Source organism: Pseudomonas sp. S2_F07, from assembly GCF_054668325.1.
This window is the reverse complement of sequence record NZ_CP162758.1, coordinates 275,836-301,056: the sequence shown is the minus strand read 5'-3', so window position 1 is coordinate 301,056 and position 25,221 is coordinate 275,836. Positions and strand designations below refer to the sequence as shown.

Sequence of the window (25,221 nt, the reverse complement as noted above, 5' to 3'; positions counted from 1 at the left end):
AGATCGCAGCCTGCGGCAGCTCCTACGCATTAAGCGATCCCCGTAGGAGCTGCCGCAGGCTGCGATCTCTTGATCTTTTTTACCTTCAACCAGGCGGATCAATCTGATCCAGCACCCGGTTCGCCGTGATCTGCGCCAGCATCACGCTGTTGGAAATGCCCAGCAGCGCATTGCGCTCCCCTCCCTCCAGGTGATCCACCAACTGATGGACCATCACATCAACCGACGCGAGGGTTTCGACCAGATAGACCATCAAGGTTTCGGGACTCGCCTGCGGGTCCACGGTGAACAAGGTGCCGGGTGTGCGCGGTGTGGCTTTGATATCGGCAATCGAGGGGATGTGACAATCGAGGGCGGTTTCGTTGAGCCTGGTTGAGCCGGGGTCATGTGGAGTGACCGGATCGGCGTCCGGTGGGTTTGGCGTTATCTTGAACATATTTCTGTCTCCAAAAAATGGAGCCATCACCGACTTGCGACTAAACAAGGGGGTGGCAGCTGTACGCAGGTTAGTCGACCGGGGAGACACGAAACCGGCGCGCCCGAAGGCGCCCTGCGCACAGCTACCATGAAGTGCAGGCATGAAATGACCTGACTGTCTGGATGCAAATACGCTTCGTGAAACCACCAGGCGACTAAACCCGATCACTGATGGGCAGTGACACGAATCAAGTTACCGATGGCCCCCGAGGCGCACAAGCCGGCGAATTCTGGCGTAACCGTAGGCAACGGCGCAAGGTCTTGTAGCTTGCATGAAGCAACCTTAAACACCTTTAAACAAACACTCTCCGGCGATGTTGGGTGCCATGGCGCACTTGCCCGGATTGATGAACAAACCTCATGAACCCTTGCCGATTTACCCGTCTAGTGCTCATCCGTTAGCTCGCTTACTGTTTCCCCAGCGGTCCTGCACCCAACCGATATCACTGACGTTCAGCCTGACCATCAAATGCGGAAATTTGGGGTGAAACCACGCCTCCCTTCGTGTAGGAGCAACATTGATGAATCCCCTGATCGCCCCGCTGGTGGCCTTATCCCTCATGGCCGGGGAAACCAGCGCCCAGGCCTCCAACGAGATCCGGGTCACCCATGCAGGCTCTCAGCCCTCAATCAAGGGCGCAGCAGAAAACTTCACCGGTACGGTACGGGTTGATGGCCTGTTCAAGGGTGACTCCCCGGCCCGCATCGGCGGTGGCACGGTGACCTTCGAACCCGGCGCACGCACCGCCTGGCACACCCATCCGCTGGGGCAAACGCTGATCGTCACCGCCGGCGTCGGTTATGTGCAGCAAGAGGGTGGCCCACGTCAGGAAATCCGTCCGGGTGACATCGTCTGGATCCCGCCGCAAACACGTCACTGGCATGGCGCGACGACCACCAACGCAATGACTCACATCGCCATCGCCGAAGCCGAGGACGGCAAGGCTGTCACCTGGGCGGAAAAAGTCTCGGATGCGCAGTACGAAGGTCAATCGCCCGCGCAGGGCATGTAGCTGTTTGTTGTAGATCAAACCTCACCCGAACACTGCCCGCAAGGCAGTGATGAGCAATGGATGGAGCCTTCCACGATGACCACTGACACACCGATCGCACATCGCAAGACCGGCCCCCTCCCCGCGTTGATAGCCCTGTGTCTGGGCCTAGGGTTGGTGTCGGGTGTTGCCACACAGAACGCCGAGGCATCGCAACTCATGAGCAGTACACAACCTGCGGCACAAACACTGTCGGCCCGGCAACAGGCCATTCCTCTGATCGCAGCATTCATGGCGACCAGTGACATGCCCAGGCTCAACGCTGCGTTGAACCAAGGCCTGGATGCCGGCCTGACGGTCAGCGAGACCAGGGAAATCCTGGTGCAGCTCTACGCCTATGTCGGCTTCCCCCGCAGTCTCAATGCATTGAATGAACTGATGACGGTGGTGCAAGCGCGCCAACAGCGCGGCATCCACGATGAGCCTGGACGTGAACCCAGCCGCGCCATTGCAACCGGTGAGGCGTTGCTCGCGGCAGGAACCGCCAATCAAACCCGTATTTCGGGTGGGCCGGTCAAGGGTCCGGTGTTCGATTTCGCCCCGGTCATCAACCAGTTTCTGCAAACCCATCTGTTCGGCGACATCTTCGAGCGCGACAACCTCGACTGGCAAAGCCGCGAGCTGGCGACCGTCGGCGCGCTGGCCGCAACGCCGGGGGTGGAGTCGCAGTTGCGCTCGCACATGCGGGCAAGCATGCGGGTTGGGTTGAGCGTGGAGCAATTGCGCCAGGTCATCGAGGTACTGGCCACACACGGCGATGAACAATCAGCCAAACGTGCAGGCACAGCCCTGACACAGGCACTTGCTGCCTCGGGAGGTTGAACATGTCGACTGGAAAAAACCTGCTGGGCGTCGCCCTGCTGAGCGTGCTTGCCGCCGGTGCAAGCCATGCCAATGCCGCCGCGCCCTTGGTGATTCAGGAGCAAGGCAGCTTTGCCGCCGGCGGGACGATGACCACCGCACCGGGCACGTTCAATCCGCGCAAGCCCATGGCACCAGACGGCCAGACCTACCACGGCGACCATGCCTACACCTTCTACCAGATCCCGGTCGATGCGCGAAAACTGCCCATCGTCATGTGGCACGGCGCCGGCCAGTTTTCCAAGACCTGGGAAACCACCGCGGATGGCCGCGAAGGTTTCCAGAATATCTTTCTGCGTCGCCAGTTCGGCGTGTATCTGATCGACCAGCCGCGCCGTGGCGATGCCGGGCGCAGCATGGTCGAAGCAACGGTCAAGCCTGTCCCGGACGAGCAGCTCTGGTTCAACCAGTTCCGCATCGGCCTGTGGCCCGACTATTTCGAAGGTGTGCAGGTTGCCCGGGACGCGCAAACCCGCGATCAGTTCTTCCGCGCAATGACGCCGAACATCGGGCCGTTCGACATGAACGTGGTCTCCGATGGCGTGTCGGCGGTGTTCGACAAAATCGGCCCCGGCATCCTGTTCACTCACTCGCAGGGTGGCGGGCCGGGCTGGTTGACGGCGATCAAGAACAACAAGGTCAAGGCCATCGTGGCTTTCGAGCCGGGCAGCAGCTTCGTTTTCGCGCAGGATGAAGTCCCCGCGCCGATTCCCAGCGCCTTCGACACGGTGCAAGGCGCGGCGGTGCCAATGGATCAGTTCATGGCGCTTACGCGCATTCCGATCCTGATCCTGTACGGCGACAACATCCCGGAGCAGGCCGTCGACCTGCCCGCCCAGGACAGTTGGCGCGCGCGCCTCACCATGGCCCGGCTTTGGCGCGATGCCGTCAACCGGCACGGCGGTGACGTGAGGCTGATCCATTTGCCGGAGATTGGCATCAAGGGCAATACCCACTTCCCCATGTCGGACTTGAACAACGTGCAGATCGCGGACCTGGTGTCCGGGTTCCTGACCGAAAAACATCTGGATTGACGGCTACAGAACACTTTTTCAAACACCCCCTTTCAATGCTCCGGAGACGCTTATGAGAAACACCATTGTGAAAGCCTCGCTGATGACCGCCATGGTCGGTATGTCTGCTGGCGAGGCCGGTGCCGCCGACTACAAAAAGAACCCGTTCACCCTGGCTTACGACGGTGCAATCACCAGGAACGAGCCCGGCAAGGTCAACATCCACCCGGTCAGTTACAAGCTCAATGGCCTGGACATCGCTGCCAACGTCTACACCCCGGCCAACTACGATGCGAAGAAGGTCTACCCGACGGTGGTGGTGGCGCACCCGAACGGCGGCGTCAAAGAGCAAGTCGCCGGTCTGTATGCCCAGCGACTGGCTGAACAGGGCTACATCACCATTACCGCCGATGCCGCGTATCAAGGTGCAAGTGGCGGACAGCCGCGCAGTATCGATAAGCCGGCGTACCGTATCGAGGATATTCACGGCATGGCGGACTTCATCACTCAGTATGCCGGCGTCGACGGCAAGCGCCTGGGTCTGCTCGGCATCTGCGGCGGCGGTGGTTACTCATTGGCCGCGGCGCAAACCGACAAGCGATTCAAGTCGGTGGCGACCGTGAGCATGTTCAACTCTGGCCGGGTGCGTCGCAATGGCTACAACGACTCGCAACTGGACACCATCGAGCAACGCCTGCAACAGGCTTCCGCTGCCCGCGCCCAGGAAGCGGCCGGCGGCGAGGTGCTCTACTCGGGCGATGCCAACCTCACCGACGAGCAAATCGCCAAACTGCCGTTCGAGCTGTATCGCCAGGGTTATGAGTACTACTGGAAGACGCACGCCCACCCTGACTCGACCTTCAAATACACCACGAGCAGCCTGCTGGACCTGATGCGCTTCGACGCCACCCACCAGATCGAACTGATCAATCAGCCATTGCTGATGATCGCCGGCAGCAAGGCCGACAGCCTGTACATGACCCAGGATGCGTTCCCCAAGGCCACCGGTACCAAGGACAAAGAGTTGTTCATCATCGATGGCGCAACTCACATCGAAACCTACTGGGTTCCCAAGTATGTGGACGCTGCACTCGGCAAGTTGACGCCTTTCTACGCCAGAACCTTGTGATGAGCTCGATGGGGTCGCGCATCCATGCGGAACCTGATTACATGGAATAATCCCGCGCTCTGCATGAGAGGCTTTCATCAATGTCCCGCGCCAACCTCAACGATCTGCAAGCCTTCGTGGTCATTACCCGCGAAGGCAGCTTCACTCGCGCCGCCGCACAACTGGGCGTCTCGCAGTCCGCGCTGAGCCACACCATGCGCGCGCTCGAAACCAGGCTCGGCGTTCGCCTGCTGACCCGGACCACGCGCAGCGTATCCCCTACCGAGGCCGGTCAACGGCTGTATCAGTCCATGGCGCCGCGCTTCGACGAAATCGAACTTGAACTGGCCGCGGTCAGCGAGTTTCGCGACACCCCGGCCGGCAACGTACGGATATCAGCTTCCGAACATGCGGCGAACAACATCCTTTGGCCCAAGCTGTTGAAGGTGCTGCCCGACTACCCGGACATCAAAATCGAAATCACCGTCGATTACGCCCTCTCCGATATCGTCGCGCAGCGTTACGACGCAGGCGTGCGCCTGGGAGACCAGGTGGCCAAGGACATGATCGCCGTGCCGATCGGCCCCTCGTTGCGCATCGCGGTAGTGGGGTCTCCCGAATACTTCAAACAGCGGCCAATTCCGAAAGAGCCAAGGGATTTGGCCGCACATAATTGCATCAATTTGCGCCTGCCCACCCACGGGAGCCTGATGCAATGGGATTTTGAAAAGGACGGGCACGAACTCAAGGCTCGTGTCGAAGGGCAATGGACTTTCAACAGCAGTGTGCCGATCCTGCGCGCCGCCGTCGCGGGGTGCGGCTTGGGGTTTCTGCCAGAAGATATGGTCGCCAGGGAGCTTGCCGACGGTAGCCTTGTGCGGGTACTCGAAGACTGGTGCCAGCCTTTTGCCGGTTACCACCTTTACTACCCCAATCGCCGTGAGCATTCTTCAGCGTTTGGCGTAGTGGTGGACGCACTGCGTTACAAGCACTGAGTCGTCACATGCGGAATAGGCGGCTCCGTTGCTTCGCGTCATCCCGTCTCCCCCTCCCGGTAGTCTGAATCTCCCAGCCCGCCTGGGAGTATCGGCCGATGTATATCGTCCGGCGTTTATCCATAGTTGTGGCATGTACCAGAAAAAGGTCCACGGTCAGGCCTTGGTGTCTGCAACTGCTTTGGAGAAAATCATGGCTACTATCAAAAAAAATCTATCGTCAACGAACGATCCGATCGCTCTATTTACCCAGCCCCTCACCACTGACCTCAATAGCTCATTGGTGACAACATCGATTACCGCCAGCACTTTGGGCGTCGTGGCGACCGGCGAGAGCGTTACGCTGGACGAAACGGCGGGGTTGCAGAACAGCACCGCCACGCCAACCCCCGCGGGGGACGCTGACGACAACGACATTCTGCTGGCGTCCCTGCCCACGACCTTCACTACCCGTTTATCCGCACTGGGGGCCGGAACCGCAACGGGTGCGGCCTTGAGCGGCTATACCGGTGCCGCCGACAACAGCGGCAGCGATGCATTCACCATCACCGCCGCGCCCGGCGCAAGCATTACCGATATCAGCTTCACCGACAGCTCAGGCGCACCGCTCGATGGCCTGGACAGCGGACTCGATACCCTCGATGGCACCAGCATCCTTCTCTATACCGATACGAACGACAACAACATCGTTCTGGGTCGAGCCGGGGGCCCGGCCGGCGCGATCGTGTTTGCGGCCTACATTGAAGAAACCGGTTCGCCGGTCACGGGCGGCAAGCTCTGGACCGTGGAATACCAGCCGCTCAAGCATCCCGATGTGACGAACGCCGATGATTCGCTCAATCTGCTGGACAAGGTTTTCATCGGAACCAGTGAGGACCTGGAGTTCAGCCTGGCCAATGCGCCCTCCGGTCAGAACCTGTTCCTGATGTTCACGAAGGCAAACCCGAACGTTATCGATGACGGTGGTGTGTTGCGGATCACCGATCCCACGATCATCGCCACCGGCAAGGACCCCGCAGACCAGTCAAGCGGCGTCAACATAAACACTGGTGACACGATCAATACCAGCCAGGCGGGCGGCCCGACCACCTTCGGCACCAACAACCAGATGATTGTGGAGCAAGAGGGCATCCGCTTTTCGTTCGTCACCGGTGCCAGGCAGGATGTGACCGTTCCCAACCTGGACCAGAACGAAGCCGACCTTGAAGCCAACGTCGACTTTACCGACGTCTTCAATACGAAATCGGCCAATTTCGACGTGGTGCAATTGCAAAGCGGCAAGAGCGCCGTGGTAAGGGTCAGCGCATTCAGCACCGCTGCTGAACCTGGTGTGAATTTCATCAATGGGTATGCCAATGATGCGACGGTGGCCATCACCAATGTCCGCGTCGTCAACAATAGCACCGGGCTGGTGATCGAGAATTCAGACGGTTCGGTGAATGATCCGGCCATCACCATCAGCTTTACCGCTGCAGGCGTTGCAACCATCACCGGCGTTAAAGCCGGCTACCAGATTGAATACACCACAGCGTCGGATCACAACCGCGTGCTCGTGGAGAACGGGGCCGCCGTCAATGCCAAGGGCAATGACCACGCCGACTTTGATATCGGTGGTTTCACGCTGGTAAAAGCCTCTGTTACGACCACTGAAATCGGCTCCCGGATGGTCTTCGAAGACGACGGACCGAGCATCACCACCACCGGCACGGAGCCGACGCTGACGGTGGACGAAACGGTACTGACGACCGACGCCACCCAGAGCTTCGCCGCCAACTTCAATTCGGCATTTGGCGCCGATGGTGCCGGCACCCTGACCTATGCGCTGGGCGTGGTGACCGGGGCTTCCGGGCTGATCGACACGGCCTCGGGCGAGGCGGTGAACCTGTCGCTCAATGGCAGCGTGGTGGAAGGCCGCACTGCCACGGGCAACCTGCTGGTGTTCACGGTCAGCGTGGCCGCCAATGGCAACGTCACGCTCGACCAGATCCGCGCCGTGGTGCATGCCGACGCCACCAATCCCGATGACTCGACGAGCCTGACCTCGGACAACCTGGTAACGCTGACGGCGACCATCACCGACGGGGACGGCGACAGCGCCCTGGCGACCCTCAACATCGGGCAGAACCTGGTGTTCAAGGACGACGGCCCGAGCATCACCACCACCGGCGTGGAGCCGACGCTGACAGTGGATGAAACGGTACTGGCGACCGACGCCACCCAGAGCTTTGCCGCCAACTTCAATTCGGCATTTGGCGCCGATGGTGCCGGCACCCTGACCTATGCGCTGGGCGTGGTAGCCGGGGCTTCCGGGTTGATCGACACGGCCTCGGGCCAGGCGGTGAACCTGTCACTCAATGGCACGGTGGTCGAAGGGCGTACGGCCCTCAGCGACCTGCTGGTGTTCACGGTCAGCGTGGCCGCCAATGGCAACGTCACGCTCGACCAGATCCGCGCCGTGGTGCATCCCGACGCCACCAATCCCGATGACTCGACGAGCCTGACCTCGGACAACCTGGTGACGCTGACCGCGACCATCACCGACAAGGAGGGCGACAGTGCCTTGGCGACCCTCAACATCGGGCAGAACCTGGTGTTCAAGGACGACGGACCGAGCATCACCACCACCGGTGTGGAGCCGACGCTGACGGTGGACGAGACGGTACTGGCGACCAACGATACCCAGAGCTTCGCTGCCAACTTCAATTCGGCGTTTGGCGCCGATGGGGCCGGCACCCTGACCTACGCGCTGGGCGTGGTGGCCGGGGCCTCCGGGTTGATCGACACGGCCTCGGGCCAGGCGGTGAACCTGTCGCTCAACGGCACCGTGGTCGAAGGGCGTACAGCCCTCAATAACCTGCTGGTGTTCACGGTCAGCGTCGCCACCAATGGCAGCGTCACGCTCGACCAGGCCCGCGCCGTGGTGCATGCCGACCCAAGCAATCCCGATGATTCGAGGAGTTTGACCTCGGACAACCTGGTGACGCTGACCGCGATCAAGACCGACGCAGACGGCGACAGCGCCCTGGCAACCCTGAACATCGGGCAGAACCTGGTGTTCAAGGATGACGGTCCGCCACTCAGTTTCGGCAACCTGATCGGGACCGGTAGCGTCCTGGCGCAATCCGGATTCTGGAATATGGCGACGGGAGCCGACGGGCTGGGTGCGGCCGGTCTGGACATCTCGTTGGTCAATGATCAGTTCACCCTCGTCAGGCCCGACAACACGACCACGACCGGGACCGGCACGCTCACCGAGCAGACGCCATCACCGGACGCCAATGGCGCGTACCAGTTCACGGGAACCTTGACCGGTGATTTCGACAACAACGCTGCAACGGCAAATACTACCGTCGACTACACGTTGACCGCCTATGCCGATGGTCACTATGCACTGGATCTGGTGCAGGGCTTCAGTTCGACGATCGTGCTCAGCAGTGCCGACGGCTCGCTCGCTGCCGGCGGCCCGGATCCGGTGCGCACCTTGTTGATTCCTCAGACGAATGACCCGGCTATTCCTTCGACATCCGAGGAGATCGTGTTCTTTTCCGCGAAGGCGCTGGCCTCGACCGCGGACATCCTCAGCGGCATCGGGCTCGGAGCCCCCGACCCCACCGAAGCCGCGCTACAGACCAACCCCCTGCCGTCGTACATCGACCCTGCATCCATGAACGTCAGCACGTCCGGCATCGGCGTCGGCAACAACGTCTTCCAGGGCGATAACCTGGCGGCCATCAGCGCCGCCGATGAAAGCTTCGTGATCAATCCAGAGACCCTGCTGACGGGCATGAAGGTCTTCATCGACAACTCCGTGGCGGGTTACAACACGGCGACCGAAGACCTGTACTACAGGATCTACTACGCCGATGGCACGTTTTCGGACCGCGTCGAGGTGAACACCCTGACGCCGGAGGCTGGCGGACAGGTGTCCTTCCTCGTCGAGAAGGCGGGTGCGTCACTGATCGACGCCGTTCAGCTGACGATGGGCCGGGGCGATATCAAGATCCCGGTGATCCAGTTCATTCAGCAGAGCGAGAGTCTGGCCAGCGATGTCCAGCTGGCGTTCAGCGCGACGCTGACGGACAAGGATGGGGACTCGGCGACCAGTACATTTGACGCCAACCTGTTCGCCAACGACCCGGCCAACGCCCCCTTCGACTTCACACTGGTGGGCACGATCGGTGAGCAGGATGCGTTCAACATCGATCTGTCAGTCAATGAAAACCTGTACCAGGTCACCGGCTTCGATACGGGTTCAGGCGTGCAAGACAAGCTGGTGCTCAACGGCGACCCGAACGCCGTTGTCCAATCGATCGATAACACCGGTGCAGACGGCGTCGTGACGGTTGCCGAGACTGGCGGACAAACAACGACCATCACCGTGGTCGGGGCCCATGTCGAGAGTACCGATATCTTTTTTGGCAGTGCTTGAGGCTTTGCGCGTGAACAGATGCGAGGGAGGCCTAGGAAACCACCCTCGCATTCTTTTTGCGGTCCGATACGAGATTCGCATGATCGCATCCGCTAACGCAGTTGCCGTGGTGTTGCGTTCACACTGGCCCGGCTTGTACAGGGCACATCGAGCATCGAATCTGCGGCGCCGGCCCGATGGTCTGGAACAAAACGTTCAACAACCCTGATTGCCCGGCCATAGCGTCCGCGAAATACATACGACCCCATCGAATAACAATCGGGCAGTTCTCATCAGGCCGCAACTCAGCAAACGATCATTGTCCAGACGCAACTCTACGGTGAACTCTCCCGTTGGGTGTTCAACCGAGAGTTGCTTGATTTCGCCGTCAACGACACTCGCCACCCTCGCCGCCACACTGCCCTCGATCAGGCAGGCAACAGCCACACTGACCGCTCCGAACACGCCGATGCTGGTGTGGCATCGGTGCGGAATGAACGTCCGCGTGCTGAGTGCCCCGCCCGCTTGTGCCGGTGCAATCAGGCACATCTTGGGCACATTGCGCTGGCTCACGTCGCCCAGGTTCATGCGCGGGCCGGCTTGCAGGCGGATCGATTCGAGGCGGGCCTTCAACTCAGTATCGGCATCCAGTTGTGCCGGACTCTCATCGCCGCCCAGACCGAGGTCTTCGGCCCGGATCAGCACCACGGGCATGCCGTTGTCGACGCAGGTGACTTCAACGCCATCGAACAGATCCACAACGTTGCCGGTGGGTAGCAATGCTCCGCAACTGGAGCCGGCGACGTCCTCGAACGCCACGATCAACGGCGCTGCGTATCCTGGCACTCCGTCTATCCGCGAGTCGCCCGAATAGCTGACAGCGCCATGCGGTGTCGGTACATGAGCAATCGCGATTTGCCCGGTGTTCTCCATGAAAATGCGCACCGGGGTAACATCACCCGTCACGGTCACCAGTGCGCGCTCAATAGCGAACGGCCCGACACCGGCGAGAATGTTGCCGCAGTTCTGGCCATAGTCGACCCGCGGCTCATCGACCAGTACCTGGGCGAACAGGTAGTCGACATCGGCGTCGGTGCGTGTGGAGGGTTTGATGATCGCCACCTTGCTGGACAGCGAGTCGCCGCCACCGATGCCATCGATCTGCCGCGCATCCGGCGAGCCCATGACCGCCAGCAGCACGCGGTCGCGAAGCGTTTGCTGTTCAGGCAAGTCGCTGGCCAGGAAGTACGCGCCTTTCGAGGTCCCGCCGCGCATCAAGAGGCAAGGAATACGTGTCTGGCCCATGCTCAGTCTCCGAGCTCATCGAGGCTGTCGACGTAGCGCAGGCCCTTTTCCGCGAGCCGTTGGCGCATGTTGTAGATGTCCAGCCCCAATTCGCCCTTGGCCAGGCGCAAGGCCTTCTGCTCCTCCAGGTCGGCCCGTGCGCGACTGGCTTCGACCACCTGTGCAACTTCGCCGCGACGCACGATGACCACGCCATCGTCATCGGCTACCACCACGTCGCCCGGGTTGACCAATTGACCGCCACACACCAGCGGCAGGTTGACCGAACCGAGGGTCTCCTTGATGGTGCCTTGGGCGCTGATGGCGCGGGACCAGACCGGGAAGCCCATCTCGCGCAGGGTGTGGGTATCGCGCACGCCGGCGTCGATCACCAGGGCACGTACGCCATGGGCCTTGAGCGAAGTGGCAAGCAGGTCGCCGAAGTAACCGTCGGTGCACGGCGAGCTGGGGGCAACCACCAGGATATCGCCGGGGCGGCACTGCTCCACCGCCACATGGAACATCCAGTTATCACCCGGTGCAACCAGCACCGTGACCACCGAACCGCTGACGACCGACCCTCGTTGAATCGGTGTGATCGCAGACGTCAGCAGGCCTTTTCGCCCCTGGGACTCGTGGATGGTCGCGACACCGAAGCGCCCCAGTTCATCGACCAGGGCCTGCTCGGCCCTGGGGATGTTGCGCACGACGACGCCGGTCTTTCCGATCAGCTCGCTCATGCCAGGTTCTCCGTGACGCGGGGGAAGATACTTTGGTAGCCCTCGCCATAAATGATGTCGCGGCTGGAGGTGATGCCGACGTTGCGCTTGGCCTGCACACCGCGCTGCAGGGCGACGCGCGTGTAGTACTCCCAGAGGTGTTCCTGACCGGCCATGCACTGGATGGCCGCATACTTCCTGTCCCAGACCGAAGTGATGTCCAGCAACACATCGGGGCGCCATTCGCATTGCTCGGGCTGGTGCGGCTCGAAGCTGTAGACCGGCGGCGCACCGACAATTTTCTCCCCCGGCCTGTAGCCTTCGGCCTGGGCGATGATGCGCGCCTCTTGCGTCAGGTTCATGGCCAACGGGTGATCGTAGTTGTAAGGGTCTTTCTGCGAGTGGCTGAGGACGAACTCGGGCTGGACGCGACGAAACACATCCGCCAGGCGAAACAGGGTTTCCTTGTCGGCACGCATCGGGTAGTCGCCGATGTCGAAGAACTCGACGCTGGCCCCCAGGATATCTGCGGCGGCCTGGGCCTCTTCACGCCGCGCGGCTTTGACTTTTTCTTCGCTCATCTGGCCCTTTCGCCACAGCTTGGCGGACTCACCGCGCTCACCGAAGGACAGGCAGACGATGTGCACGGCATAACCCTGTTGCGTATGCAGCGCGATGGCACCGCCCGCGCGCCAGACGAAATCGGCAGAGTGGGCGCTGACGACCAGCGCGTTTTTCGGTGACTCGATCATTGCGGATTCTCCTCCTGCGTTTCGAACGAGGATCGCATCGCGACCCGCCCCAGGAGTAATGCATTGAAGTGTTTGAGGTATGCGTTTTTTTTATTGCCATCCGGAAATGGTAGCTGCATAGTCCAGCTCAAATGCCCCTTTGCAGAGCCCGTGCCCCATGGAATCCACTGAACTGCCCAGCCTGATGCACGTGCGCGCCTTCGTCCGGGTGGCCGATCACGGGAGTGTTTCCAGGGCCTCCGTGGCGCTGTTTCGCGCTCAATCCGTGGTGACCCGGTCGATCTCCGAGCTGGAGGCACGGCTCGATGTGCCATTGTTCGAACGCCACGCCAACGGCATGCGCTTGACCGATTTCGGCGATCGCCTGCTGCCTCGGGCACGTCGGGTGCTGGCCGAGCTGGACAGTGTGCCGCGACTGCTCGATGGCGCGGATAAACGTGCGGTCGAACCGCTGTATCTGTTCCAGACCCGGCGCCTGCAAGTGTTCGTCAAACTCTGCGAAACCCGCCACATGCAGACCGTCGCCAGCCTGCTCGGCCTGAGCCAGCCGGCCATCAGTTCGACCATCAAGGTGATGGAAAGCCGCTGCGGCCAACCGCTGTTCGAACGCACGCCTCGCGGGTTGCAGCCAACCCGCGCCAGCCATGAAATCCTCTTTCCGATCCGCCGGGCGCTGAACGAGTTGCGCCATATCGAGACCGACATCACCGCTCTGCGCGGCACCTTGCAAGGTGTGGTGCAGGTCGGCGCCCTGCCCCTGGGCCGCACCCGAATATTGCCCGAAGCCATGGTGCGCATGATGGCCGAACACCCGGGCATCCAGGTGATCACCAACGAAAGTCCGTTTGATCTACTGGCGACAGAGCTGCGTGCCGGTGATGTCGATTTCGTCTTTGGTGCCTTGCGCCCGGAGGCCTACGCCAGCGACCTGGTCGGCGAAGCGCTGCTCACGGAAGACATGGTGGTGTTGGCGCGGCGCGGTCACCCGCTCTGTTCGACAGCCGTGCCGCACGATGAACTGGGCGTCGCCCGGTGGGTGCTGCCTCGCGCCGGCTCGCCCGCCCGGCAAATGCTCGATGAGTGTTTCACCCGGTTCGGCATTGCGCCGCCCCGGCCTGTCGTAGAAAGCGGCGACATGGCAATCATCCGCGGCCTGTTGTTGCGTTCAGACATGCTCGCCGCCGTGTCCGCCCATCAACTGGAACAGGAGATCGCCTCGGGCGAGCTGTGCATCCTGCCCCTGGAGCTGAACCAGACCACCCGGGCTATCGGTCTGACTTATCGCAATGGCTGCCTGCACTCCCCGGTGGCCCTGGCCCTGATGGACATGATTCGCCGGGTGATCCGCGAACAGGCAGCCCCGTAGGAGCTGCCGCAGGCTGCGATCGTTTGATCTGCGCTTACAACAAGCTGATCGGATAGCTGACGATCACCCGGTTCTCATCGAACTCATTGGTGCTGAAGCTCTTGCGAATACTCGAGTTGCGCCATTTGAGGTTGAGGCTTTTCAGCGGACCGCTCTGCACCGTGTAGGCCAGTTCCGATTCGCGACCCCACTCCGTGCCGTCGGTGATGGTCCCGGTGTGCACGTTATCGCCGCTGATGTAGCGGTTCATCAGGGTCAGGCCGGGGACGCCAAGGGCGACGAAGTTGTAGTCGTGGCGCACTTGCCAGGATTTCTCCCGGGCATTGTCGTAGCTGCTGTTGTAGCTGTCGTTGGCCAGGGTGCCGCCGCTGGTGCCGTTGACGCGCATCCAGACATCGTCGCCACTGAGTTTCTGCAGGCCCACATAGAAAGTGTTGCCGCCGTATTTGGCCGAAAGCAAGGCAAACGCGGTTTTGTTGTCGAGGTCGCCGGCCAGGGCACTGCCGTCGTCCTTGCCGATGAAGTAGCCGAGGTTGGCGCCCAGGGTCCAGTCGCCGATGGGCTGGCTGTGGCTCAGGTTGAAATACTGCTGCTGGTAAATGTCGCTGAGTTCCGCGTACCAGACACCGACCTGGGTGCGTTTTTCGTTAAAGGCATATTCGCCGCCACCGAAGTTGAAACGGTCCGAGGTGAACGCCGCTTTGCCGTTCATGAACATGTCTTCCATGCTCGCATCGTTACGCGGACTGTTCTGGCGGAACTGGCCACCGTAGAGCGTCAGGCCGCTGATTTCGGTGGAGGTCACCTGAGCGCCCTGGAAGGTCTGCGGCAACGAACGACCGTCGTCGGAACGCAGGATCGGCAGCACCGGCATCCACTCCCCGACCTTCAGTTCGGTCTTGCTCGCTTTCATTTTCCCGGCCACCGCCAGGCGACCGAAATCATCGGCGGGACGCCCATCGCCATGGATCGGCAACAGCTGCGTGCCGCCGGTGCCCTTGCCGCCATCGAGCTTGACCGAGTAGAGCCCCAGCGCATCCACCCCGAAGCCCACCGGGCCTTGGGTAAAGCCGGAGCGGAAGTCGAGAATGAAGTTCTGGGTCCACTCCTCGGCCTTGCTTTGCGGATAGGCCGGGTTGGTGAAGTTGCGGTTGATGTAGAAGTTGCGCAGGTTCAGGTTGGCGCTGGCATCTTCAATGAAGCCGGCAGCGGACGCCTGCAGCGGTAGTGCGCAGATAGCTGCCAACGAACAGACGATTCGATGATTAACGGCGGTTTTCATTGTTATTGTTTTCCGGTTTTTTGGGTAAAGGAATGCCCTGCGCCCGCAATCACCGGGCACAGCAGGATCAAGAAGAAAAAGAATGGATAGCGGCCCGGAACGAGCCGCCGCACTAACCGCCGGTGATCAGCGCGGGCCTTTGCCCGCCACCGAGTAGAGCACCTGCTGGTTCCGGGTTTTCATGAACTCCTCCAGGCTCTGTCCACGCATGGCGGCGTAGACCTGCAAGTTCGGAATCCCGAGTACCGCCGCGAGTTTCTCCAGCACAAAGAAGATCGCGCCGTACTGGATCAGCCCGCGCCAGTCACGGCGGCGCAACAGATCGCGTTCCTCTTCGCTAAGGCCGCCTTCATCGAACAACGCTTGCGACGCTTCGAGAAACCGCTGGCGCCATTGCGGCTCGATCATGCGATGCAGGAACTTGTTCAGGCGATAACCCTTGGCGCTGCGCTCCAGGGTGAACGGATAGGTGCCCTCGATTTTTTCGATGCCGGCCAACTGGTGCTGCATATGCTGCAAGTGGCGTGCGTTGACGTCGGCAGGCAGCTGCCGATCCTGGTTTTCCAGCAACAGGGTCGCGATACCGGTCATCGATGGCAGGTAATAGTCCTGATGCAGATTCTTCACCGTGGCCGACAACGCGCCGCGCATGATCAACCAGGTGATGACCTCCGAGCCTTCCATCCCGCCAAGAGTGGCGTACTCGGCGTGGGTCAGCTCGGTCAGGCGCAGCGGGTCATTGACCAGCAGATCGATGAACTGCTCATCCCATTGCGGGTTGTTGAAGCCGCAGCGCTCGCCGTGCACCTGATGGGACACACCGCCGGTGGCGACAATGGCCACCTTCAAGTCTTCGGGATAGCTTTCAATCGCGCGACGCAGGGCCTGGCCCAATTTATAGCAGCGCAACGCACTGGGGATCGGGAACTGCAACACCCCCACCTGCAGAGGCACGATTTGCACCGGCCACGCCGGATCACAGGGCAACAGCGCCGACATCGGCGAGAAAAACCCGTGGTCCAGCGGCTTGTCGCGGAAGAAACTCATGTCGAACTCATCGGCCATCAGGCTTTGCCCAATGTGTCGCGACAGCGCGGCGTGCCCACCCACTGCGGGCAGCGAGCGTGGATTGCCGCCTTCGTCGGCGACCTCGTAACGCTCATCGACGCCCAGGGAGAACGCACCATAGTGGTCGAAGAAGAACGACGTCACATGGTCGTTGAAGATGTAGAACAGCACATCCGGCTGTTGCTCCTTCAACCACACCTTGATCGGTTCGAAGCCTTCGAAAATCGGCGCCCACGCCGCTTCATTCTGTTTATCGTGATCGACGGCGAAGCCGATGGTAGGTGTATGGGATACAGCGAGGCCACCGATGATGCGTGCCATGACGAGTTCCTGTGTTCGAAAAAGATTATTGCGCCAGCAGGGCCCGGTTGACCCGACGCCGTGCATGACCGTTGGCCAGGATCGCCAGTGCGGCGATGAAGGCAGGCACGCTCAACAGGGCGAACAGCAACGGCAGGCCCAACCCGAGACTGAGCACCGCACCACCGATGAGAGAGCCAAAGATACCGCCGAAACGACCGATGCCGAGCATCCAGCTCACGCCCGTTGCACGGAAATCCGTCGGGTAATAACCCGGGGCAAACGCGTTGAGGCCCGTCTGCGCGCCGCTCATGCAGAAACCGGCGGCGATCACGCCAAGCGCCAGCAGGCTCGACTCCAGGCTAAAAGCCCCCAGCAGCAGAATGAACACGCCACCTAACGCATAGGAGGTGGCGATCACGCCGTTCGGATTGCGTCGGTCCATGATCCAGCCCACCACGATCGCCCCGACTGTCCCGCCGATCTGGAACAGGCCGGTGATGGTGGCCGCCCGTTCGATGGACAGACCGCCTTCACGCAACAGGGTCGGCATCCAGCCCATGGTCAGGTAGATCACCAGCAGGCCCATGAAATAGGTCAGCCAGAGCGCCAGGGTTCCGGCCCGATAACGCTCGGTGAACAGCATGCGCACCGGCGCCTTGTGCTGGGCCTGGGGTTCGGCAAGGGTGAAGTTTGTGGCGGCCGTGAATTTGCCCCCAAGCTTGTTCAGTACTTTGGCGATCTGCGCGGCAGGTGCATTGCGCGCTGCCAGGAAACGTGCGGATTCAGGCAGAAACAACCAGAGGAAAGGCAACAACACCATTGGCAGAATCCCGCCGGCCAGCAACACCGATTTCCAGCCATACAGGGGAATCAACCAGGCTGCCAATAAGCCGCCCAGCCCCGATCCCATGTTGAAGCCGGTAAACATGATGGTGATGAACAGCGAGCGATTGCGCTCCGGCAGGTATTCGGCCAGCAGTGTGGTGGTGTTGGGCATCGCGGCGCCCAGTGCCACACCGGTCAATAGCCGCAAGGCCGCCAGCTCATAAGGGTTACGCGCAAACGCACACGCCAGGCTCAACACGCTGAACCCCGTCACCGCCAACAACAGTACTTTCTTGCGCCCCACACGGTCAGCGTAAGGGCCAGCGGTCAGGGCACCGATGGCCAGGCCGACCATCCCGGCACTCATGACCGGACCAAACGCCGCTTTGGACAGCCCCCACTCCTGAATCAGTGAAGGCGCGATAAAGCCCATGACCGCCACATCCAGCCCATCGAATAAAACAATAAAGAAACACAGGCTCATGATGAGCCACTGGTACCCGGCAACCGGTCGGTTGTCGATCCACGCCTTGATGTCGACTGTCTCGTGACTCATGTTTTCACCTTCTTGTTTTTGTAGAGATACCGAACGGCCTGAAGATCGGTGCAGGCCAGAGACTGCCCGACAGCCGAACGCTGGCCGTGACTTTAAAGCCGCAGCTGTCTGCGCCGCCTCTGGGAAATCCTTAAGCGGGTATCTGTTTTTCTTATCTGGTGATTTTCAGCGCGTCATTGCGCGGCCAAACGGCGTGGCTTCAAGGCTTAGGTCATTGCCGAATGCACACGAACTGCCATCTCGACTGGCAATCTCGCTTGCCTCACAACCTCAAGGTGGAGGCGTTCACTGCCGGAAACTGTATAGGGGGCACGGACTGGCCATTCGTGCGCGTGCATCAACACACGGAGTTGGGCACCATTTCGAGAAACTTCGGCGAGAGGTGAAATGCGTCGCCCCTCAAGGTGACGGTAGATAGCCCATCACACGTGACTCGCCCATCAGCAGCGGACGATTCAGTTCCGCGCAAGCGCGCAGGTACTCGGCCACCAGGGTGACCCGCTTCAGCTTGCGCAGGTCCTCGCTGTAATACATCCAGAACTGCCGCGTGACCTCCACTTCACCCGGCAGCACTTCGCACAGGCGGGGATCGGGGCCGGCGAGGAAGCAAGGCAGGATGGCCAGCGCCCGCCCTTCCAGGGCTGCGTGGTAATGGGCGACCACGCTGGTGCTGCGCAGGCGGCTGTTGGCGCCGGGCATCAGGTCGTTCAGGTAGAGCAGCTTGAAGCTGAAGGCCAGGTCCTCGACATAGGTTACGAACGAGTGGCCGGCCAGGTCCTCGCGACAGCCGATCGGCGGATGATTGGCCAGGTACTCCGGCGTCGCATACAGGCGCAGGCGGTAGTCGCACAATCGCGAGCACACATAGGGACCGCGCTCGGGGCGTTCCAGGGTGATGGCGATGTCCGCCTCGCGCCGTGACAGGTTGATGAAATGCGGGACCGGCAAAATGTCCACCGAAATATTCGGATAGTGCTCGAGGAAGTGACTCATCTGCGCAGTGATGAAACAGGTCCCGAAGGCTTCGGTACAGCCGATGCGCAGATGCCCGGAGAGCCCCCCCGTGGTGCCGAAAACCTGCTCGCAGGCTACCAGCAGCGTACTTTCCAGGGATTCGGCGTGGCCGACCAGACGCTGCCCCTCCACGGTCAGGACAAAACCGGAAGTCCGCGATTTCTCGAACAGCAGGGCGCCCAGGCACTGCTCCAGGGCGCGGATGCGCCGTGACACCGTGGTGTAGTCCACTCCCAGGCGGCGGGCCGCACCGCTGGCGGTGCGAGCACGGGCAACTTCGAGGAAGAAGCGCAAGTCGTCCCAGTTCAGTGGGGGCTGCGTTGTGCGTTTTTGCATATCCATCGGGCTTTTCTGCCAATACATATGGGAAATATGCACTTATATACTCGCATCTCACCCAGCTTGGCCAGCGTCGTTTTCGGGCCAGGAAAGCCCCCCACCCCAATAATAAATATCGAGGGCTGACAGCATGAACGCATGGATAAAAACCGGCTTTCACGCCGGACACAAGCAGCTGCGCAACAGCGCAATCGCGGCCACGATTCTCGTCTGCCGTGGGCCCGCCCTCCTGCACCGCCCTCTCTGCACCGCAAGGTCAACCGGGCGGCAATAACTCCAGCACATCAGCATTCAGGCGGCGTCCCGCATCGGGTCGCTGCCCGGGTACCCGTACGCCCCTCAAAAGGCCGAACAACAAAAACAACTAGAAATGCGGAGCCTCACCATGACGACCGACCATCCGAACCACGTCCTGACCTGTGCACTGGTCAGGGCCAACCCAAAGTTCCAGCGCCTGGCGCGCCAGCGTGCACTGCTGGCCTGGTCACTGAGCGGCGCGGTACTGGCCATCTACTACAGCTTCATCATGGTGGTGGCTTTCGCCCCTGCCTGGCTGCACCTGCCGCTGTACGACGGCAGTCACCTCAGCCTCGGCATGCCAATCGGCGTGACGATCATCCTGTTGTCCTGGCTACTCACCGCCTGGTACGTGCACAGCGCCAACACCCGCTTCGACGTACTCAGTTCGCAGATCCTGCAGGAGTCCCGCGCATGAAACGCCTGTCCGCCCTGCTCGCCCTCAGCCCTGTACTGGCCCATGCCGAGCCCATCATTGCGCAGAAGCAACCACTCAACTTGCACGCCATCGGCATGTTTTTCGTCTTCGTCCTGGCCACCCTGCTGATCACCTGGTGGGCGGCACGACGCACCCGTTCCGCCGCCGATTTCTATAGCGCCGGTGGCGGTATCACCGGCTTCCAGAATGGCCTGGCCATCGCCGGTGACTACATGTCGGCGGCCACTCTGCTGGGCCTGTCGAGCCTGGTATTCGCCAAGGGCTACGACGGTTTCGTCTACATCATCGGCTTCTTCGTCGGCTGGCCCATCGTCACCTTCCTGATGGCCGAGCGCTTGCGCAACCTGGGGCGCTACACCTTCGCCGACATCGTCTCCTACCGCCTCGATCAAACCCGCGTGCGCAGCTTCGCCGCCCTCGGATCGCTGACCGTGGTCTGCTGCTATCTGGTGGTGCAAATGGTCGGCGCCGGTCAACTGATCAAACTGCTGTTCGGTCTCGACTACCGCACGGCGGTGGTGGTAGTCGGACTGTTGATGCTGGTCTACGTGATCTTCGGCGGCATGCTCGCCACCACATGGGTACAGATCACCAAGGCGGTCCTGCTCCTGGCGGGCGGCACCACCCTGGTGCTGATGGCCCTGAGTCGCTTCGACTTCAGCTTCGAGAACCTGGCCGCCCAGGCGGTGGCCGCGCATGCCAGCGGCGTGCAGATCATGGGCCCGGGCACCTTGCTGGCCGACCCGATCAACGCGGTGTCCCTATCCCTTGGACTGGTCTTCGGCATTGCCGGCCTGCCGCACATCCTGATGCGCTTCTTCACTGTGCCCAATGCCAAGGAGGCGCGTAAATCCGTACTGTTCGCCACGGTGTTCATCGGTTTCTTCTTCCTGGTGGTCTGCGTCCTGGGCTATACCGCCATCGTCATCGTCGGCACGGATCCTCAGTTCTACGTCGATGGCAAGATCGGCGGGGCCATGATTGGCGGCGGCAATATGGTGGCCATGCACCTGGCGAAGGCGGTGGGCGGCAACCTGTTTCTCGGTTTCCTCTCTGCCGTGGCTTTCGCCACCATTCTCGCCGTGGTGGCCGGCCTGGCCCTGGCCGGTGCCTCGGCCATCTCCCATGACCTTTACGCGTCGGTATTGAAGAAGGGCTGCGCCGACGAGAAGAAGGAAATGCGCGTGTCGCGCATCGCCACCATCTGCCTGGGCATCGTTGCGATTGCCCTCGGCATTCTGTTCGAGGGCCAGAACATCGCCTTCCTGGTCGGCCTGACGTTCGGCATCGCCGCCTCGGCGAATTTCCCGGTACTGATCATGGCCATGTACTGGGGCGGCCTGACCACCCGCGGCGCCCTCTATGGCGGCCTGACCGGCCTGATCAGCGCACTGGCCCTGGTGATCGGTTCGCCGTCGGTGTGGGTCGGTGTACTGGGGCATGCCCAGGCGCTCTTCCCTTACGACCAGCCAGCGCTGTTCTCCATGCCACTGGCCTTCCTGGTCATAGTGGTCGCTTCCAGGCTGGACCGCAGCGAACGCGCCGACCGCGAACGCGCCGCCTATGCCGACCAGTTCGTCCGTGCCCAGACCGGCCTTGGAGCTGCCATGGCCAGCAGTCACTGACGCTGCTTTTTCCGGGGCTGACACCCCGAGCGCGAGTCCGCTCCTTTGCTTCGCGCTTTTTTACGCCCGACCTGCGCCGCTCGGCGCAGGACACCCCAAAAGCGCCCTTCCCTCGCCAACTCCAAACGGCGCGGGAGCGGCTCGTCGACAACAAAAACAACAAAAGGCAACCCATGAAACCCACCACCCTCACCCTGTTCCTGGCCGGCACCGGTCTCGCCGCACAGGCTCACGCCGACTTCTTCGCAGACAGCACGGCCAGGCTGGAAACGCGCAACTTCTACTTCAACCGCGACTTCCGCCAGGCAAATGCCGCCCAGTCCAAGCAAGAAGAATGGGCCCAGGGTTTCCTGCTGCGCTACGAATCCGGTTATACCGACGGCATGATCGGCGTCGGTGTCGATGCCCTTGGCCAGCTCGGCGTCAAGCTCGACTCCAGTCCCGATCGCTCCGGCTCCGGCCTGCTCAAACGCGATAACGAGCCGCCCAAGCGTGCCAAGGACGAGTATGGCGAACTGGGCCTGACGGCCAAGTTCAAAGCGTCCAACAGCGTGCTCAAGCTCGGCACCCTGACCCCGAAGTTGCCGGTACTGCTGGCCAATGACTCGCGCCTGCTGCCACAAACATTTCGCGGTGGCCAGTTGAACGTCCAGGAGATCAAAGGCCTGAGCGTCGATGCCGGGCGCGTGGATCGGGTCAACCAGCGCGACTCCTCAAACTACGAAAAAATGTCGATCACCACCACCGGCGCCAAGGGCATTGTCAGTGGCCAGGCCCGCAGCGACGCCTTCAATTTCGCCGGCCTTGCCTACCAGTGGAGCGACCGGCTGAACACCGGCTACAACTATGGCGGCCTGGACGACTTCTACCACCAGCACCAGTTCAGTCTGGTCCACGTGCTGCCGCTGGGCGCAGGCCAGACGCTCAAGAGCGACCTGCGCTACGCCCGCTCCACCGACGACGGCAACAGCAACATCGACAACAACGCCTTTGGCGCCATGTTCACCTATTCCCTCGGCGGCCATGCCTTGGGTCTGGGCTACCAACGCATGAGCGGCGACACCGGCTTTGCCTACGTCAATGGCAGCGATGCCTTCCTGGTCAACTTCGTGCAGATCAACGATTTCGCCAACAAGGACGAGCGTTCCTGGCAGGCGCGCTACGACTACAACTTCGCGGCGCTGGGCATTCCCGGCCTGACCTTCATGACCCGCTACCTGTCCGGCGACAGCATCGATCTGGGCGCCGGCAAGCCCGACGGCCGCGAATGGGAGCGCGACACCGACGTCGGCTACGTAGTGCAGAGCGGCCCGCTGAAAAACGTTGGTCTGAAGTGGCGCAACGCTACGGTGCGCAGCGCCCACTTCGGTAACGATCTCAACGAGAACCGCCTGATCCTCAGCTATACCCTGGCGCTCTGGTAAGCCCCCGCACAAGGCGGGCGCTGCTTGCATCGTTTGACGGTGCGGGCAGCGCCCGCCTTGTGCATTCCTGGCGCATCGGGGATGCCGCAAGCCTGTGCTTTTTTGCACAACGCACGGGACTTTTTGAGCATTCTTATTTGATTTATGCCTGCCTATACTCGATTCAACCGCCTGGTCATGAACCAGGTCAGTCCCAATAAAAATAAACAGGGCACCCACCGTGAAGCCATTCTTGCTTGCCGTTGTCTCCCCACTTTCAGGTACTCGCGCGCGTCTCGGGAGACTGCAATGAACAACAACTGCCAACCCTTCCTGGCCGCTCGCGACTTCCTGCTGGCCCACCGTACCGACTACGCCACCGCCGTGCGTGACTTCCGCTGGCCGCAGCTGAGCGAATTCAATTGGGCGCTGGATTACTTTGACGCCATGGCCGAGGGCAACCAGGCCAATGCCCTGTGGATCGTCGAAGAGGACGGCAGCGAACAACGCTACAGCTTCCAGCAACTGGCCGCGCGCTCCAACCAGGTGGCCAATCACCTGCGCGCCCTGGGCGTGCGCCGCGGCGAACGCATCCTGCTGATGCTCGGTAACGACGTGGCCCTGTGGGAAACCATGCTGGCCGCCTTCAAGCTCGGCGCCGTGGTCATTCCCGCCACCGCCCTGCTGACCCCCGAAGACCTGCGCGACCGCATCGAGCGTGGTCATGTTTCCCACCTGGTGGTCGGTAGCGCCCATGTCGACAAGTTCGTCGGGCTGGGTGAAGGCTGCAGCCGCATCTGCGTCGGTCCGTCACCCGCCGGCTGGACCCCGCACAGCGCCGCCAGCGAACATTCCGAGCAGTTCGAAACCGAGGGCCGCACGCTGGCCACCGACCCGATGCTGCTGTACTTCACCTCCGGCACCACCTCCAAGCCGAAGATGGTGCTGCACAGTCACCAGAGTTACCCGGTCGGCCACCTCTCGACCATGTACTGGATCGGTCTGCAGCCGGGCGACCTGCACCTGAACATTTCGTCCCCGGGCTGGGCCAAGCACGCCTGGAGTTGCCTCTTCGCACCCTGGAATGCCGGTGCCTGCATCTTCATCCACAACACCGCACGCTTCAGCGCGCCCGCCCTGCTCGGCGTGCTGGAACGCTACGGCGTTACCAGCCTGTGCGCGCCGCCAACCGTGTGGCGCATGCTGATCCAGGAAGACCTGGCCAGTTACAAGGAGCGCTTGAAACTGCGTGAACTGGTGGGCGCCGGTGAGCCGCTCAACCCGGAGATCATCGAGCAGATCCTGCATGCCTGGGGCCTGTTGCTGCGCGACGGCTTCGGTCAGTCGGAAACCACCGCCCTGGTCGGCAACACGCCTGGCCAGCGGCTCAAGCCGGGGTCCATGGGCCGCCCGCTGCCAGGCTACCGGGTGACCATGCTCGACCCTGATGGCGTGCCGGGCAACGAAGGCGAGGTGGCCCTGCCGCTGGACGTGCGTCCGCTCGGCCTGATGCTGTGCTACGAGGACAGCCCGGAAAAGACCGCCGAAGTGATGCGCGACGGCTACTACCGCACCGGCGACACCGCGCAGATCGACGAAGAGGGCTACATCACCTTCGTCGGCCGTGCCGACGACGTGTTCAAGGCTTCCGACTACCGCATCAGCCCCTTCGAGCTGGAAAGCGCGCTGATCGAGCACCCGGCGGTGATGGAAGTGGCCGTGGTGCCAAGCCCCGACCCGGTGCGCCTGGCAGTGCCCAAGGCCTATCTGATCCTGGCCCATGAAGCCCAGGGCAGCCACGAACTGGCCGGCAGCATCTTCGCGTTCGCCCGCGAGCACCTGGCGCCCTACAAGCGGGTACGGCGCATCGAATTTGTCAACGAGCTGCCCAAGACCATCTCCGGAAAGATCCGCCGGGTGGAACTGCGGCAAATGGAAATGCAGCGCCGCCAGAGCGACGCACGTGGCCCGCGGGAATACTTCGAAGAAGACTTCCCGCAACTCAAGGGCTGAACCCCGGGCCGGCACGCCGGCC

19 protein-coding genes are annotated in these 25,221 nt (G+C 61.7%); 11 read left to right on the top strand and 8 right to left on the bottom strand.

What is annotated here, in order from left to right:
- Positions 1-85: 85 nt before the first annotated feature.
- The gene (locus AB4O40_RS01325) at positions 86-436 is read right to left on the bottom strand and encodes a DUF6124 family protein (RefSeq protein ID WP_460056542.1); all 351 of its coding nucleotides are present in this window, start codon (positions 434-436) and stop codon (positions 86-88) included.
- A 562-nt stretch (positions 437-998) separates the two neighbouring features.
- Here AB4O40_RS01325 and AB4O40_RS01320 point away from each other — a divergent pair.
- The 6 genes from AB4O40_RS01320 (at position 999) to AB4O40_RS01295 (ending at position 9,935) form a co-directional block, all read left to right on the top strand.
- The gene (locus tag AB4O40_RS01320) at positions 999-1,490 is read left to right on the top strand and encodes a (R)-mandelonitrile lyase (protein WP_460056545.1); all 492 of its coding nucleotides are present in this window, start codon (positions 999-1,001) and stop codon (positions 1,488-1,490) included.
- 75 nt (positions 1,491-1,565) lie between these two features.
- Positions 1,566-2,351, top strand: a complete 786-nt coding sequence (locus AB4O40_RS01315) for a carboxymuconolactone decarboxylase family protein (RefSeq protein WP_414913756.1) — start codon at positions 1,566-1,568, stop codon at positions 2,349-2,351.
- A 2-nt stretch (positions 2,352-2,353) separates the two neighbouring features.
- Positions 2,354-3,424: an alpha/beta hydrolase gene (locus AB4O40_RS01310; protein ID WP_414913755.1), complete on the top strand. Its 1,071-nt coding sequence runs from the start codon at positions 2,354-2,356 to the stop codon at positions 3,422-3,424.
- A 52-nt stretch (positions 3,425-3,476) separates the two neighbouring features.
- Positions 3,477-4,532 carry an alpha/beta hydrolase gene (locus AB4O40_RS01305; protein ID WP_414913754.1) on the top strand — a complete coding sequence of 352 codons (1,056 nt, stop codon included), beginning with the start codon at positions 3,477-3,479 and terminating at the stop codon, positions 4,530-4,532.
- Positions 4,533-4,612: 80 nt separating this feature from the next.
- On the top strand, positions 4,613-5,506 hold the full coding sequence (locus tag AB4O40_RS01300; protein WP_414913753.1) for a LysR family transcriptional regulator: 894 nt from the start codon (positions 4,613-4,615) through the stop codon (positions 5,504-5,506).
- A 193-nt stretch (positions 5,507-5,699) separates the two neighbouring features.
- Complete coding sequence (locus AB4O40_RS01295) at positions 5,700-9,935, top strand: DUF5801 repeats-in-toxin domain-containing protein (protein ID WP_460056550.1); 4,236 nt, start codon at positions 5,700-5,702, stop codon at positions 9,933-9,935.
- Between the two features lie 195 nt (positions 9,936-10,130).
- Here the strand turns inward: AB4O40_RS01295 and AB4O40_RS01290 are convergent, their stop codons facing one another.
- Genes AB4O40_RS01290 through galB form a run of 3 tightly spaced genes read right to left on the bottom strand, consistent with a single transcriptional unit; the run spans position 10,131 to position 12,669 of the window.
- Entirely contained in the window at positions 10,131-11,219 is a 1,089-nt protein-coding gene (locus AB4O40_RS01290) for a 4-oxalomesaconate tautomerase (RefSeq protein ID WP_460056553.1), read from the bottom strand.
- Positions 11,220-11,221: 2 nt separating this feature from the next.
- Positions 11,222-11,938: a 4-carboxy-4-hydroxy-2-oxoadipate aldolase/oxaloacetate decarboxylase gene (locus tag AB4O40_RS01285; protein ID WP_414913750.1), complete on the bottom strand. Its 717-nt coding sequence runs from the start codon at positions 11,936-11,938 to the stop codon at positions 11,222-11,224.
- Positions 11,935-12,669 (bottom strand): 4-oxalmesaconate hydratase, encoded by a 735-nt coding sequence (gene galB / locus AB4O40_RS01280; RefSeq protein ID WP_414913749.1) that lies wholly within the window; start codon positions 12,667-12,669, stop codon positions 11,935-11,937. The genes AB4O40_RS01285 and galB overlap by 4 nt, the downstream gene beginning before the upstream one ends.
- A 157-nt stretch (positions 12,670-12,826) precedes the next feature.
- Between galB and AB4O40_RS01275 the strand changes: the two genes are divergently transcribed.
- Positions 12,827-14,035 carry a LysR family transcriptional regulator gene (locus tag AB4O40_RS01275; RefSeq protein ID WP_414913748.1) on the top strand — a complete coding sequence of 403 codons (1,209 nt, stop codon included), beginning with the start codon at positions 12,827-12,829 and terminating at the stop codon, positions 14,033-14,035.
- Positions 14,036-14,069: 34 nt separating this feature from the next.
- Here AB4O40_RS01275 and AB4O40_RS01270 read toward each other — a convergent pair whose 3' ends face one another.
- The 4 genes from AB4O40_RS01270 to AB4O40_RS01255 form a co-directional block, all read right to left on the bottom strand.
- Complete coding sequence (locus AB4O40_RS01270) at positions 14,070-15,317, bottom strand: OprD family porin (RefSeq protein WP_460056558.1); 1,248 nt, start codon at positions 15,315-15,317, stop codon at positions 14,070-14,072.
- A gap of 126 nt (positions 15,318-15,443) precedes the next feature.
- Positions 15,444-16,706 (bottom strand): gallate dioxygenase, encoded by a 1,263-nt coding sequence (locus tag AB4O40_RS01265; protein ID WP_460056561.1) that lies wholly within the window; start codon positions 16,704-16,706, stop codon positions 15,444-15,446.
- A gap of 25 nt (positions 16,707-16,731) precedes the next feature.
- A complete protein-coding gene (locus tag AB4O40_RS01260) occupies positions 16,732-18,069 on the bottom strand; it encodes an MFS transporter (RefSeq protein ID WP_414913271.1) in 1,338 nt (445 codons plus the stop codon).
- Positions 18,070-18,468: 399 nt separating this feature from the next.
- Positions 18,469-19,419: a LysR family transcriptional regulator gene (locus tag AB4O40_RS01255; protein WP_201783876.1), complete on the bottom strand. Its 951-nt coding sequence runs from the start codon at positions 19,417-19,419 to the stop codon at positions 18,469-18,471.
- Between the two features lie 388 nt (positions 19,420-19,807).
- Here AB4O40_RS01255 and AB4O40_RS01250 point away from each other — a divergent pair, with 388 nt between their 5' ends.
- The 4 genes from AB4O40_RS01250 (at position 19,808) to AB4O40_RS01235 (ending at position 25,199) form a co-directional block, all read left to right on the top strand.
- Positions 19,808-20,137, top strand: coding sequence for a DUF485 domain-containing protein (locus AB4O40_RS01250; RefSeq protein ID WP_056722759.1), 330 nt, complete (start codon positions 19,808-19,810; stop codon positions 20,135-20,137).
- Entirely contained in the window at positions 20,134-21,783 is a 1,650-nt protein-coding gene (locus AB4O40_RS01245) for a cation acetate symporter (protein WP_056722761.1), read from the top strand. The genes AB4O40_RS01250 and AB4O40_RS01245 overlap by 4 nt, the downstream gene beginning before the upstream one ends.
- A gap of 173 nt (positions 21,784-21,956) precedes the next feature.
- Positions 21,957-23,207, top strand: coding sequence for an OprD family porin (locus AB4O40_RS01240; protein WP_056722763.1), 1,251 nt, complete (start codon positions 21,957-21,959; stop codon positions 23,205-23,207).
- 288 nt (positions 23,208-23,495) lie between these two features.
- A complete protein-coding gene (locus tag AB4O40_RS01235; protein ID WP_056722765.1) occupies positions 23,496-25,199 on the top strand; it encodes an AMP-binding protein in 1,704 nt (567 codons plus the stop codon).
- Positions 25,200-25,221 lie beyond the last annotated feature (22 nt).

Excerpts from the sequence above, each read along its gene's own strand:
- AB4O40_RS01325 (WP_460056542.1), bottom strand. The coding sequence starts at position 436 with ATGTTCAAGATAACGCCAAACCCACCGGACGCCGATCCGGTCACTCCA.
- AB4O40_RS01320 (WP_460056545.1), top strand. The coding sequence starts at position 999 with ATGAATCCCCTGATCGCCCCGCTGGTGGCCTTATCCCTCATGGCCGGG.
- AB4O40_RS01315 (WP_414913756.1), top strand. The coding sequence starts at position 1,566 with ATGACCACTGACACACCGATCGCACATCGCAAGACCGGCCCCCTCCCC.
- AB4O40_RS01310 (WP_414913755.1), top strand. The coding sequence starts at position 2,354 with ATGTCGACTGGAAAAAACCTGCTGGGCGTCGCCCTGCTGAGCGTGCTT.
- AB4O40_RS01305 (WP_414913754.1), top strand. The coding sequence starts at position 3,477 with ATGAGAAACACCATTGTGAAAGCCTCGCTGATGACCGCCATGGTCGGT.
- AB4O40_RS01300 (WP_414913753.1), top strand. The coding sequence starts at position 4,613 with ATGTCCCGCGCCAACCTCAACGATCTGCAAGCCTTCGTGGTCATTACC.
- AB4O40_RS01295 (WP_460056550.1), top strand. The coding sequence starts at position 5,700 with ATGGCTACTATCAAAAAAAATCTATCGTCAACGAACGATCCGATCGCT.
- AB4O40_RS01290 (WP_460056553.1), bottom strand. The coding sequence starts at position 11,219 with ATGGGCCAGACACGTATTCCTTGCCTCTTGATGCGCGGCGGGACCTCG.
- AB4O40_RS01285 (WP_414913750.1), bottom strand. The coding sequence starts at position 11,938 with ATGAGCGAGCTGATCGGAAAGACCGGCGTCGTCGTGCGCAACATCCCC.
- galB (WP_414913749.1), bottom strand. The coding sequence starts at position 12,669 with ATGATCGAGTCACCGAAAAACGCGCTGGTCGTCAGCGCCCACTCTGCC.
- AB4O40_RS01275 (WP_414913748.1), top strand. The coding sequence starts at position 12,827 with ATGGAATCCACTGAACTGCCCAGCCTGATGCACGTGCGCGCCTTCGTC.
- AB4O40_RS01270 (WP_460056558.1), bottom strand. The coding sequence starts at position 15,317 with ATGAAAACCGCCGTTAATCATCGAATCGTCTGTTCGTTGGCAGCTATC.
- AB4O40_RS01265 (WP_460056561.1), bottom strand. The coding sequence starts at position 16,706 with ATGGCACGCATCATCGGTGGCCTCGCTGTATCCCATACACCTACCATC.
- AB4O40_RS01260 (WP_414913271.1), bottom strand. The coding sequence starts at position 18,069 with ATGAGTCACGAGACAGTCGACATCAAGGCGTGGATCGACAACCGACCG.
- AB4O40_RS01255 (WP_201783876.1), bottom strand. The coding sequence starts at position 19,419 with ATGCAAAAACGCACAACGCAGCCCCCACTGAACTGGGACGACTTGCGC.
- AB4O40_RS01250 (WP_056722759.1), top strand. The coding sequence starts at position 19,808 with ATGACGACCGACCATCCGAACCACGTCCTGACCTGTGCACTGGTCAGG.
- AB4O40_RS01245 (WP_056722761.1), top strand. The coding sequence starts at position 20,134 with ATGAAACGCCTGTCCGCCCTGCTCGCCCTCAGCCCTGTACTGGCCCAT.
- AB4O40_RS01240 (WP_056722763.1), top strand. The coding sequence starts at position 21,957 with ATGAAACCCACCACCCTCACCCTGTTCCTGGCCGGCACCGGTCTCGCC.
- AB4O40_RS01235 (WP_056722765.1), top strand. The coding sequence starts at position 23,496 with ATGAACAACAACTGCCAACCCTTCCTGGCCGCTCGCGACTTCCTGCTG.